We start from the raw sequence: 12,707 nt of genomic DNA on the forward strand, positions 1-12,707 counted from the left end.
ATGCCTTTCAAATACAAAACTCGGCATAAAGTCATTTTGAAATAGAAATTATTTCTTCTTTTCTTTTTGTTTGAAATATTTTCGAAACAAGAAATTCTTCTGAATGGCTTTTAAATCTTCTTCAAGTAGAAAGGAGCTTTTCTTTAACTGATTTAAAGTTTCATTAAAATCATTTTTCATGATAGTGTCAGTAAGTAAGGCCTGTGCAGTGCCTTGCCCATTAACAAGAAGGCTGGAAAACTGATTGATGTTGTTGGTAGCTGCATTTAACGAATCGGAAAGTTGTTGTAGGTTAGTTAACAGTATGGTTAATTTATTTTCAGAAATACTGTCAGCTATAAGTTTACCTAAAACGCCTTTGCCATTTTGAACACCGTTTGTTATATCATTAATATCTTTTGTAAAATTATCAATGTTATTTGTGGCTGAATTGATTGACTGAATAGATTGTCTTAAATTTTTAATTACAGCTGAATCTGAGATAAGTGTAATAAGATTATTATTCTTATTAAACCGCTGTACCAATCCTTTAAGGTCGGAGGTAATGACGGCCAGATTATCGTTAGTTTCATTCAGTGTACGGATCATCTCATCAGATTCGACAGGACGTAATGACAATAAAACATCACCTTCTTCAATTGAAGGAGATGGCGCAGGTAGCGAGTTTATGTTGACAAGTTTATTACCCATCAATCCATCGGTTCCAATACTGGCAATGGCATTTTTTTTAATATAAGGAGCCATCTTCTTTTCAATAATCATTTTTACTGTTATGGCTGAATCACTTTCAAAAATGATCTTCTGAACTGTGCCGATGTCAATGCCACCATAACGCACATTGTGCCCGGGCATAAGTCCATTTACATTCTGAAACACTGCCCCTATCTCAATTGTTTTGCTGAAAACACTGCGTTTGCTTCCAATCATATAGAGTGTAATTACCAACACCAGCAGTCCCGACAGAACGAAGAGTCCTAATTTAATATTGTTTGTTTTCGTATCGCTCATGATGCAAATTCAAAAAATTGATTAATATTTTTATCAGATGATTTTTTTAATTCATCATACGTTCCTTCCGCATAGTTCTTGCCATCAAGAAGAACAATAATTTTGTTAGCTGTAAGTTTTGCTACTGACATGTCATGCGAAATTATTACTGAAGAAGTATGATATTTATTTTGTAGATCGAGCATGAGTTGTACAATTTCCCTACTTGTTATCGGGTCGAGACCTGTTGTAGGTTCGTCATAAAGAATAAGCTGCGGCTTCATAATCAGTGTGCGTGCAATTCCAATTCGTTTACGCATACCGCCTGATAATTCAGAAGGCATCATATTGATGGCATGAAGGAGACCTACGTTATCTAAAGATTCTTCAACAAGATACTTAACTTCAGAGGGTGTTAAGGAAATCCAGTGTCTTCGCATAGGGAATTCAAGGTTCTCTCGTACAGTCATTGAGTCGTACAATGCACTGTTCTGAAATAGAAAACCAATTTTAGTACGAATCTTATCTAACGATTCCTGATCTAATTCTAGTATGTTGGTGCCAAAGACATAGATATTTCCTTTATTAGGTTTCAATAGTCCAACAATACATTTTATCAATACAGATTTTCCTGAGCCTGATTTTCCCAATACAACAATATTTTCACCCTTGACTAACTCCAAATTAAAATTGTTTAACACTACATTACTGCCAAAAGCTATGCTAAGCCCCTTTATTTTAAGAATGATATTAGCGTTATCCGTCATCAGTTCAAGCCCAATAAATCAGTTATCTGAACAGCTATTAAATCAAGAATAAAAATAATTAATGAAGATACTACTACTGCAGAATTTGCAGCGTGTCCAACACCTTCTGTTCCTTTTTGAGAGTTATATCCTTTAAAACAGCCTACAAGTCCGATAGTTAAACCAAAAAAGAATGATTTAACTAAAGCAGGAATAAAATCACTGTACTCAAGTGAATTGAAAACCTTGTTATAAAATAATTTCCAACTTACCACATCTTTAAAATTAACACCAATATAGCAAGCATAAATAGCAATTAAATCTGCCAGAATAACCAATATGGGTAACATAAATGCAATACTTAGAACACGTGTAACAACTAGAAATTTAAAAGGATTTGTACCTGAAACTTCCATGGCATCAATCTGTTCAGTAACTTTCATGGAACCAAGTTCAGCTCCTATACTTGAGCCAATTTTGCCTGCACAGATCAATGCAGTTATTACAGGACCTATTTCCCGTACAATTGAAATAGCAATCATTGCAGGGAGCCATGATGTTGCACCAAATTCTGCTAATGTGGGTCGTGATTGTACGGTAAGAACAAGACCCATAATGAATGCCGTAATGCCTACTAGTGGTAATGACTTATAGCCGTTTATAAAGGCTTGTTTAAAAAGCTCTTCCCACTCATAGCGTGGCTTAAATCCATCTTTAAAAAAGCGAATTACAAAAGATGACAGCTGCCCTGTTTCATGTAAAATATCAGATATGCCTTTAGGTAACTTCATAACATAAATTCAAAGTATTAAAAATACTTTCATAAAGTAGCTAAGATAAAAAATAAATAGTAGCAATAGTGCTATAAAGAATAAAAATCTGTTAAGCAACCACATTTTGTAGCTTTTCAAATAATGGAGTTTTCTTAGCATCTTTGCATGATGGCACATAAAGAAATTCCACAACCTATACAAACCGATTCCGGTATTGAGATTAAACAGGTTTACACAAAGTGTAATCCTATGGACGAACTTCCGGCAAAGTTTCCTTTTACACGAGGCGTACAAGCCGATATGTATAGAAGCAAATTATGGACTATGCGGCAGTACGCTGGTTTTTCTACTGCCGAAGAATCCAACAAGCGCTATCACTATTTGCTGAAACAAGGAACCACAGGTTTGTCAGTTGCTTTTGATTTGCCTACACAAATTGGCTACGACTCCGATCATGAACTTTCAGAAGGCGAAGTTGGAAAATCGGGTGTGGCAATTGACTCTTTGCGCGATATGGAATTGCTGTTTGATGACATACAATTACAGAATATCACCACTTCTATGACCATCAATTCAACAGCTGCCGTTTTGTTGAGTATGTACATTGCTTTGGCAAAAAAACAAGGGGCAGACCTCTCTAAAATATCAGGAACAATACAAAATGATATTCTGAAAGAGTATGCAGCACGAGGCACCTACATTTATCCACCTAAACCAAGTATGCGCATCATTACTGACATTTTTGATTTCTGCAGTAAAGAAGTTCCAAAGTGGAATACAATTTCTGTTTCCGGTTACCATATTCGCGAAGCAGGAAGTACCGCTGTGCAGGAATTGGCATTTACTTTAGCTGATGGTAAAGCCTATTTAAAAGCAGCTATTGATGCAGGATTAGATATCAACGTTTTTGCAAAACGAATTTCTTTCTTCTTCAATGCACACAATAATTTCTTTGAAGAGATAGCCAAGTTTCGTGCAGCACGAAGAATGTGGGCAACTATAACTAAAGAGCTTGGTGCCACTGACCCAAAAGCTATGATGCTCCGTTTTCATACACAAACCGGAGGTAGTACCTTAACAGCACAGCAACCACAGAATAACATTATGCGTGTCACCATGCAGGCACTAAGTGCAGTGCTTGGTGGAACACAGTCCTTGCATACCAATGGTTTTGATGAAGCACTGTCGTTGCCAACAGAAAATGCAGCACGCATTGCACTGCGAACACAACAGGTTATTGCTTATGAGAGTGGAGTCACACAAACTGTAGATCCTCTTGGCGGGTCTTTTTATATTGAATCGCTAACGGATGACGTAGAAGCAAAAGCCTGGGATTACATCAGAAAAATTGATGACATGGGAGGTGCTGTTGCAGCTATTGAAGCAGGCTATATCCAAAATGAAATTGCAGAGTCATCTTATAATTATCAAAATGCAATTCAAACAGGCGAAAAAGTTATTGTTGGCGTAAATAAGTTTCAGGTTGAAGAACCGGTTTTTGATGATATCTTTTCTGTTGATGACACCATCAGAAAAGTGCAAATACAGAAGCTTGTACAATTGCGCTCAGAAAGAAATAATGAAAAAGTTAATCAGGCATTAGGCAATTTAGAATCAGCTGCAAAAGATAATACCAACTTGATGCCATTTATTATTCAATGTGTTGAACAATATGCTTCCCTTGGTGAAATTTCTGATACTTTGAGGAATGTGTTTGGCGAGTATAGATAATGTTGTTGCATTAACAGAAGTTGCTGGTTGATGTGACAATTTGATTCATAGAAAAGTGATTTTTCTCATAAATCTTATTTACCAATTTACTAATTTTGCAATTGTGAAAAGAACCATTTTATTTATTCTTACATCTGCTTTTCTTTGTAGTATATTCTGTCAAAGCATAATTTTTGCGCACTATATCTTAAATAAGACTTACTATGCTACCGTACTGTGTGAAAATAAGTCCAAGAAGGAAATGCATTGTAATGGTCATTGTCGATTGGCAAAAGAACTAAAACAGCAAGAAAAATCGGCAGAAATTCCTTTTACTTCATTTAAGGAGAAAAATGAAATTGTGCAGTATATTGAATTAGAAGAACCTTTTAGCTTCTCTGAATTTTTTGTCGATCAAAATTTCGTGGTTTTTAAATCATTCCTCGAACCCGAAGGATATTTTCAGACAATATTCCATCCACCAGCTGTATAATTTATTCTTCAATTTTTTATTTCGAAACCTCAGCATTTAGATTGATGGTTTCTTACGTTGAATACATAAATTATTAATTATGAGAAAAATAATATTTATATTATTGGCTCTAATACCATATTATGCACAGTCATGTGACTTTTGCAATGGTTATCTAGGGTTAAATCCGCATTTCAAAAAGAACAGTGTTTCATTAAGAAACCAAAGTAGGTTCTTCCAGGGAACTGAAATGTCGGCAGCAGAACTTGAAGGCATGGGTTTATCCAAAAAAGATTTTTTTGAAACCAGGATAAATTATGAGCTATTTGCACAATATTACCCCACCCAAAAACTACAACTTATTTTATCTGTACCATATGTAGTTAATCGTGATGGTATGAGTGATAAAGCTGCAGATGCTATGGGTATGGTGCATCATAATCTAAATCATGAATCAAAAGAAACTACAAATACCTATCAGGGTATTGGTGATGTAGTGTTGGTTTCACACTATCAAGTATTCAATATAAATGCTGCAGAAGAAAATAAAGTCGGTCAACGATTGATGGTGGGTCCGGGTATAAAATTACCTACCGGAATTTGTGATGTGCCCGAAGGTAGTGAATCACATACTTTTGTACACCAACCCGGTACAGGTAGCTGGGATCCTATGATAAGTATGATTTATCTTGCGAAGTACAAGCGTTCGGGTTTAATGGCAAACCTATCATATATGGTTACAACAAAAAACAAACAAAACTTTCGCTCTGGAAATAAACTAAATACTAATGTTACAGGTTTTTATCAGATTACTTCTAAAAGGTTTAACATCTATCCTAACATCGGATTTTACTGGGAACATGCAGCCAAAGATATTTACTTGAGTGAAAAACAAGGAAACAGTGGTGGTAACATTTCTTACCTGCATAACGGAATCGACATCTATTATAAACGATTTGCTCTGAATGCTGCGTTTCAGCTACCAATACTCAAAGCACTCAATGGAAATCAGGCAGAAATTTGTTTTAAAGTACTGACAGGTTTTTCTTTTACATTTAACTAAAAAAACAACAAATATTAAATTAAAAAAAATGAAAAAAAATACAACGATAATTGCTTCAATTGCAATTGCAATAATAGGGTTTTGCATTTCCGGATGTAAAAAAGATAAAGACAACAAGCCAACAGAGCGAGAGCTGTCCTTTCATTTACACACCTTGGTTGGAAACACGATTGCTAACTATAATGATGTTTTTTCTGACAACACAGGAAGAAAATTTAAAATAGATGATTGCCGATATTATATTAGTAACATTGTACTCATTAAAGATGACGGAACAGATTATCCACTGACAAATGTGGTGCTGCTGGCCAACCCCAGCGTTCAGGAGTACAACCTCGGAAAAGTGCCGGTAGGAAAGTATAAGGGCTTTCGTTTTTTAATGGGATTAGATTCTGTAACCAATCATGCTGATCCGGCTTCTTATCCGTCAACAAATCCTTTGAGCTATCAGAACCCTACAATTCACTGGGGGTGGAACAATGGGTATATATTCATGGAGTTTCAAGGAAAATTCGACTCTACTATTGCTGCCATTGGCACACCGGATGCCGATTTCTTTTACCATGTAGGCATGGATAACCTAAAACGTACTATTGATTTTAGTGCATCAGCCTTTGAAGTTTCTTCAAATAGCGATTACGAAATAGGCATTCTTTTCGACCTGAAGAAAGTACTCAATAATGTGGATATGCGCACCGAGTTTGGAACACATACTATGGATAATATGGCACTGGCAATGAAAATAGCCAATAACTGGCAAGGTGCTTACAGCATGGAATAATTTTCTATTTTCGGGGTATAAAAATTTTTATCATGAATATTTTCAAGTCTGTTTTGTTTGTTGCTGTGATATTTTGTTTTAGCTCTTGCAAAAAAGATGATACAGATGAGAATAACATACCCAACACCGACACTATTGGTGAGCTGAGTTTTACTTTCAGGCAATATATAGGAAACGACAGAATTGTTTACAATCAGGTTTACAGTGATACTTCCGGGCGCCAGTTTAAAATTACCAACCTGCGTTATTATATTTCAAACATTGTCTTGATAAAAGCCAACGGTCAGGAGTTGCCCCTTAGTGGAAAAGTATTGTTGGTTGACAATGAAAAAGAGCAGTATTCTCTTGGTGAAGTACCTGTTGGAGATTATTCCGGATTTCGTTTTTTAGTTGGCATTGATTCAGCAATCAATCATGGCGACCCTGCACTTTATGATGCATCAAATCCATTAAGTTACCAGCCTGTAAGTATGCATTGGGGTTGGAGTTTTGGATATATTTTTATGAAAGTAGAAGGCAATGTTGACACAGACACTGTTCCTACTGGAAATTTAAATGGAATAATGTCATACGATATTGGCAGCGATCCATTAGTGAGAGTAATAAATTTCAATCACATATTTTCAGTGAAAGGTGATGTCAATACAATTTCGGTTAAATATAATTTTTTAAAAACGCTCTCAGGTGTTGATCTTGCAACAGAAAGTATAACACATACCAACCCGGGAAGAGCATTGGCCGAAAGGATAGCAGATAACTGGCTTATTTCGTACACGGTTGAACCATGACAAATACTAAGTATTTTAGAATATTATCTTTTGCAGCAATATCATTTTGGATAATTGGTTTTGCATCATGCCGCAAAGATGATGCTATTGACACCGGGAATGATGTGTTAGAATTGGAAGTGCCATTAGGATTTCCTTATCCACCAATTCCTGAAGATAATCTGCCTACAAAAAACAGAATTGCATTAGGCAAAATGTTGTTTTTTGATCCGATACTCTCTCGCGACAGCACAATATCTTGTTCAAGTTGTCATCATTCCGATAAAAAATTTACGGATGGACTTCAAGTAGCAGAAGGAATTGAGGGAAGAACAACCTTGCGCAACTCCATGACAATTCTCAATACTGCCTATCAGCCAAATATGTTTTGGGATGGTGGCTCACCAACATTAGAAACACAGGTGTCTGCGCCCATAGAAGCGCATGAGGAAATGGATTTTAATGTAATGAAAGTTGTTGAAAGGTTGAATAGTCATCCTGTTTATCCGGCCTTGTTTAGAAAAGCATATAACAGCGGACCATCGGCTTTTACACTAACACGGGCCATAGCAAATTTTGAACGAACACTCTTTACAGGCAAATCAAAGTATGATGAGTTTCAGTATGAGAAAAAAAGTGATGCTTTGTCAGTTTCAGAAAAAAGAGGCATGGATTTATTTTTTGGTGAACGGGCAGAGTGTTTTCATTGTCATGGAGGATTTAATTTTACAGACTTTAGTTTTAAAAACAATGGCCTACATGAAGTATATGCTGACTCAGGCAGGGCACGTATAACCACGCTGCATGATGATGTAGGGAAATTTAAAGTGCCTTCACTGCGCAATGTTGCACTCACTGCTCCATATATGCACGATGGCAGTGTTGCTACTCTTGAAGATGTTGTTGAACATTATAATTCAGGAGGTAAACCAAATTTTAATAAAAGCTTTCTCATCAGACCTCTGAATCTTTCTGCACAGGAAAAAGAAGACCTCGTAAATTTTATGAAAGCATTAAATGATGAATAAATTATTCGAAATGAAAAATATCTCAAAGCTCATCGCACTAAGTTTTCTTGTATTCTCAATAACATCTTGCGAAAAAGATGATGGCTGTGATGGAGGAACAGGAGGAAAAAATTCTTTAAAAGTTTATTTAAAGCATCACTCAAAAATTATTCCACCACATGCAAATTACCCTGATACACTTTTTATTAAGTACGGCAGCAGCGAACTTCCGGGTACCTCTCCATCTGATTTTGATAACTATGTAGTGAACAGCGATACTACCATTGACTTTTTTTCTGTTCCAAATTTAAAATGTGGAGATTATTACCTGTATGGTGTAGGCTGGGATGCAGCTATTTCGCAGCGAGTAAAAGGCGGAGTGCCGGTAACCATTCCTGATAATGATGCTGAGGTGTCTGTTAATGTGCCGGTAACTGAAGACTAATACACTTCTATCAAGAAAGATATTTGCCTACAATGGGCATGCGCCTTCCCAATCCAAATGCTTTGGATGAAATTCGCAATATAGGTGCAAACTGTTTGCGTTTGTATTCATTTCTGTTAACCATGCTGAGTATTCGGTTGACCAATGTTTCGTCATGCCCTTCGGAAATTAATTCTCTTGGGCCTTTACGCAGTTCTATATATTCAAATAATATTTTATCCAGCACATCGTATGCAGGCAAGGAGTCGCTGTCTTTTTGACCAGGACGTAATTCTGCACTAGGTGGCTTTGTTAAAATATTTTCAGGAATAATTTCTTTATCCCGATTGATATACCTGCACAATTCATAAACTTCTGTTTTATACAAATCGCCAATCACACTTAAGCCTCCGCACATATCGCCATACAAGGTTCCATAACCAACGGCAAGTTCACTTTTATTACTTGTATTAAGTAAAATATGACCGAATTTATTACTCATTGCCATCAGTAATGTTCCTCGTATGCGTGCCTGAATGTTTTCTTCAGTCACATCAAAAGGCTTATCACCAAACAAAGGCTTTAGCGTTTTTAAAAACGTTTCATACAATGGATTTATTTCCATTTTATCAACCATAATATTCAGGTTCCGACAAAGTTGTTCGGAGTCGGAGATTGAATGCCCGCTAGAAAATGCAGAAGGCAACATGATTGGTAAAATGTTTTCTGCACCCAAAGCATCGGCAGCCAACACCGTAACAATGGCACTGTCAACACCACCGGAAAGACCAAGCAACGCTTTCTTAAATCCCATTTTAGAAAAATAATCCTTTATCCCCATCAGTAATGCCTGATAAATTAATTCATATTTTTCGGTTTGCTTTTCAATAATGGGAGTAGTGTTTTTTGTATTGAGATAAATAAGTTCTTCTTTAAAATAAGACCCCTCATAAAGTAAATTACCCGTAGCATCATAGGCTAATGACCCACCATCAAAAATAATTTCAGTTTGTGCTCCTACATGGTTGACATAAAGCAATGGAATTTTATACTGTTTTACATTTCGTCTTAAAATCGCTTTTCGCTGATGTGCATGTTTATAATCAAATGGCGATGCTGCAATATTGATAATGAAAGAAGGGTTTTCTTTAATCAACTCTTCCATTGGAGAATGGATGTAGAGTGGGTCGTCTTCAACATTCCACAAGTCTTCGCAGATGGTTAAAGCAATTTTTTCTCCGTTAAGTTCTATACATTCAAACTTTCGCCCTGATTCAAAATAGCGGTATTCATCAAATACATCATAAGTGGGTAATAGTGATTTATGAATAACAGATTTTACTTTTCCTTTTTGAATGAACCAGGCCGAATTAAACAAACTTTTTCCTTCAGGCACTGCATTGCGCGAGGGACAACCAACAATGGCTGTTATGTTTTCACAATGTGCGGCAATTTTTTCAATGGACTGATAACAACGATTGATGAAATCGTCAAATTCAAGAAAGTCAAGTGGAGGATAGGCTGTAATAGTAAGTTCAGGAAATACAATTAGTGCTGCACCTTTTTTTTCAGCCTCTTTAATGGCATCAATTATTTTGGCAGTGTTTTGTTCAAAGTTGCCCACATGAAAGTTGAGTTGGGCAAGTGCTATATGCATAGTAATTTATTGTGAAGCAAAAGTATGTTAATGTTACCAATGCTGCAATGTATAAAAAAAGCCGTCTTTATTGATAGACGGCTTCGAAAATATATTATTTGAACTTTAAAACATTACCCCTAAATCAACAGCTAAAAAGTTTGAGGTTGCTTTTGAATGTTTTTCTTTTACTACATCCAAAAAACCATTATTGAAAGTTATACCAAAAAGTAAAGCTGTTTTTCCGCCTAGTGAATATTGTGTACCAATACCCGCAACTAAAGCCATATTTAATGGGTTGATATCAGATTTTTTAAAATCACCATCAGTTCTGATGTTAATACCTGTAGTAAAACCAACTTTACCGAAGTAAGTCATATAACCAATTTCATTGGTTTTTAGCTTTAAGGTTAAAGGGAGTTCAATATATTGTAACACAGTTTTCATTTTATAGGTATCCAAATATTTTAATTTGCCACCACGGTAGGTTACATCAATTCCAGTTTCAAAAGAATAGTTATTGGTAAAATTAATATCAGCAATCAGACCGTAGGCAAACCCTATTTTGCTGCCATCATTATCTAAATTATCGCTGGCTTTAAACCAGGCTACTGTTGGAGAAATTTTAAGCCCGAAATTAAATTTATTGTCCTGTGCTTTTGCAAATTGAAAAGCAGCCACAAAGGCTATTGCAATTAGTGATACTTTTGCTCTCATTATTTTATGTTTTTTAATTCGAGACAAAATTAATGAAATTTTTTACAGTCAGACATAATGTTTATCTTTTACTATCAACAGTGTTGATGTTGAGTTTTTCCTGTCAGAACAGACCAAATGCAGATAAACAGCCTACAGAAGCTATGACCACACATTTAAAGTTCGATGAGGTGTTGTTTTCTGCTGACAGCATCAGCCCACTGCATGTGGTAAACTGGAGTCAGCAATATCCCTATTTTTTCAATCTGTTTGTAAATAAAATAATACATCTGCCGCCAGCAGACAGTGCTGCACTAGCACTCAGTCTTCAAAAATTTGTTAGCGATAAAGATGTAAAAGACATTCATGCACGGGTAGAAAAAGTTTTTTCTTCTGCCGATAAAGATAAATTGTTTTCTGAAATAGAAGTTTTTTTAAGCAACTATAAAAATGAGTTAGGCACACAACCTGTAAAGCATCTGATTACATTTCTTTCTGCATTTAACTATGCTGTTATTACATCAGATAGTGCCATTGGTATTGGGCTCGACATGTACTTAGGTAGTGATTGTGAGTTTTATCCATCTATAGGAATTCCGCAATATGCCTATCAACACTTTTCAAAAGATTATATTTTATGTGATGTAATAAAAGGCTGGTATCAGAGTGAACATGATGTAGATGAAGAGAAGAACGAATTTTTAAGTCGTATGATTTATTATGGAAAGCAATGGTATTTTACTTCGGTTATGGCGCCTCAAATGCAAGACACTATTCTGACAGGATACAGTAAAAAACAGTTGGAGTGGTGCAACAATAACAGCAAACAAATGTGGGCATTCTTTATTGAAAACAAATTGTTTTATTCTACACGCGAAATGGAGTATATGAAATATATTGCCGAAGGGCAGACTACACAAGGTTTTCCCGAAGGCGCTCCATCACGCACAGCACAGTGGTTGGGATGGAAGATTGTAAGTGCCTATATGAAAAACAATCGTTCTACATTAAAAGAGCTGCTTGCCGAAAAAGATGCACAGAAAATTCTTGAAAAATCAGGATATAAACCTTAGTTAAATTTAAAATAGCAACAATCAAAAAGATGAAAAAATCAGAAATAAAATTTACAGTCAGCTTAGACGATAACAACAAGCCTGTGGCCTTGCATTGGAATGCCGAAGACAGTGGCATGCAGGGCGACAAAGAGTGTAAGGCCATGATGCTGGCATTGTTTGATAAGAAAGATCAAACCACCATGCGCATTGATTTATGGACACAGGAAATGATGGTTGAAGAGATGCAACAATTCTTTTTTGAAATGTATATGAGCATGGCCGATACCTATCAAAACGCCACAAACGACAAAGATCAGGCAGAAAAAATGCGTGGCTTTGCCCGTCAGTTTGGTAAGGAAGTGAGTTTGATAAAATAACTATTTTTTATTGATAGTAGCAACAAGAACAGTTCTTGAAAATAACCTTGTTGATTTTCATAATTGATAAAATTTGTTTCGCTTGATTTTGACTTCTATAGATAATAAACAAATAAGATGAAAAAGCTAATTGTAATTGCAGGTGTGATGCTTCTTTTGTTAATAGCAAGAAAAAAAACAGAAGCAGACAAGAGCATTTTCTGGTACATTCAG

The 12,707-nt window shown here is 35.8% G+C and carries 14 protein-coding genes; 9 read left to right on the plus strand and 5 right to left on the minus strand.

Annotation, left to right across the window (positions count from 1 at the left end):
• Nucleotides 1-48: 48 nt before the first annotated feature.
• From V9G42_03915 to V9G42_03925, 3 genes are read right to left on the minus strand one after another with little or no spacing between them, the layout of a single operon-like run.
• Entirely contained in the window at nt 49-1,008 is a 960-nt protein-coding gene (locus V9G42_03915) for an MlaD family protein (GenBank protein MEI2758565.1), read from the minus strand.
• Nucleotides 1,005-1,754 (minus strand): ATP-binding cassette domain-containing protein, encoded by a 750-nt coding sequence (locus V9G42_03920; protein MEI2758566.1) that lies wholly within the window; start codon nt 1,752-1,754, stop codon nt 1,005-1,007. The genes V9G42_03915 and V9G42_03920 overlap by 4 nt, the downstream gene beginning before the upstream one ends.
• Nucleotides 1,754-2,524, minus strand: coding sequence for an ABC transporter permease (locus tag V9G42_03925; GenBank protein MEI2758567.1), 771 nt, complete (start codon nt 2,522-2,524; stop codon nt 1,754-1,756). The genes V9G42_03920 and V9G42_03925 overlap by 1 nt, the downstream gene beginning before the upstream one ends.
• 150 nt (nt 2,525-2,674) lie before the next feature.
• On the opposite strand from V9G42_03925, the gene V9G42_03930 reads away from it, so the two are divergent.
• From V9G42_03930 to V9G42_03960, 7 genes are all read left to right on the plus strand, one after another.
• On the plus strand, nt 2,675-4,237 hold the full coding sequence (locus V9G42_03930) for a methylmalonyl-CoA mutase family protein (GenBank protein MEI2758568.1): 1,563 nt from the start codon (nt 2,675-2,677) through the stop codon (nt 4,235-4,237).
• Nucleotides 4,238-4,502: 265 nt separating this feature from the next.
• Nucleotides 4,503-4,709: a hypothetical protein gene (locus V9G42_03935; GenBank protein MEI2758569.1), complete on the plus strand. Its 207-nt coding sequence runs from the start codon at nt 4,503-4,505 to the stop codon at nt 4,707-4,709.
• A gap of 79 nt (nt 4,710-4,788) precedes the next feature.
• Complete coding sequence (locus tag V9G42_03940) at nt 4,789-5,751, plus strand: transporter (GenBank protein ID MEI2758570.1); 963 nt, start codon at nt 4,789-4,791, stop codon at nt 5,749-5,751.
• Between the two features lie 28 nt (nt 5,752-5,779).
• Entirely contained in the window at nt 5,780-6,532 is a 753-nt protein-coding gene (locus tag V9G42_03945; GenBank protein MEI2758571.1) for an MbnP family protein, read from the plus strand.
• A 32-nt stretch (nt 6,533-6,564) separates the two neighbouring features.
• Entirely contained in the window at nt 6,565-7,320 is a 756-nt protein-coding gene (locus V9G42_03950) for an MbnP family protein (protein MEI2758572.1), read from the plus strand.
• Nucleotides 7,317-8,327, plus strand: coding sequence for a cytochrome c peroxidase (locus tag V9G42_03955; GenBank protein ID MEI2758573.1), 1,011 nt, complete (start codon nt 7,317-7,319; stop codon nt 8,325-8,327). The genes V9G42_03950 and V9G42_03955 overlap by 4 nt, the downstream gene beginning before the upstream one ends.
• 10 nt (nt 8,328-8,337) lie before the next feature.
• Nucleotides 8,338-8,751, plus strand: a complete 414-nt coding sequence (locus tag V9G42_03960) for a hypothetical protein (protein ID MEI2758574.1) — start codon at nt 8,338-8,340, stop codon at nt 8,749-8,751.
• 10 nt (nt 8,752-8,761) lie between these two features.
• Here the strand turns inward: V9G42_03960 and V9G42_03965 are convergent, their stop codons facing one another.
• Both V9G42_03965 and V9G42_03970 read right to left on the minus strand, forming a co-directional pair.
• A complete protein-coding gene (locus V9G42_03965) occupies nt 8,762-10,387 on the minus strand; it encodes an NAD+ synthase (GenBank protein ID MEI2758575.1) in 1,626 nt (541 codons plus the stop codon).
• A gap of 105 nt (nt 10,388-10,492) precedes the next feature.
• On the minus strand, nt 10,493-11,083 hold the full coding sequence (locus V9G42_03970; protein MEI2758576.1) for a porin family protein: 591 nt from the start codon (nt 11,081-11,083) through the stop codon (nt 10,493-10,495).
• A 32-nt stretch (nt 11,084-11,115) separates the two neighbouring features.
• Here V9G42_03970 and V9G42_03975 point away from each other — a divergent pair, with 32 nt between their 5' ends.
• On the plus strand, nt 11,116-12,135 hold the full coding sequence (locus V9G42_03975; GenBank protein ID MEI2758577.1) for a hypothetical protein: 1,020 nt from the start codon (nt 11,116-11,118) through the stop codon (nt 12,133-12,135).
• A 29-nt stretch (nt 12,136-12,164) separates the two neighbouring features.
• Entirely contained in the window at nt 12,165-12,494 is a 330-nt protein-coding gene (gene gldC, locus V9G42_03980) for a gliding motility protein GldC (GenBank protein ID MEI2758578.1), read from the plus strand.
• Nucleotides 12,495-12,707 lie beyond the last annotated feature (213 nt).

The organism is Bacteroidia bacterium (assembly GCA_037045145.1).
Classification (GTDB): domain Bacteria; phylum Bacteroidota; class Bacteroidia; order AKYH767-A; family OLB10; genus OLB10.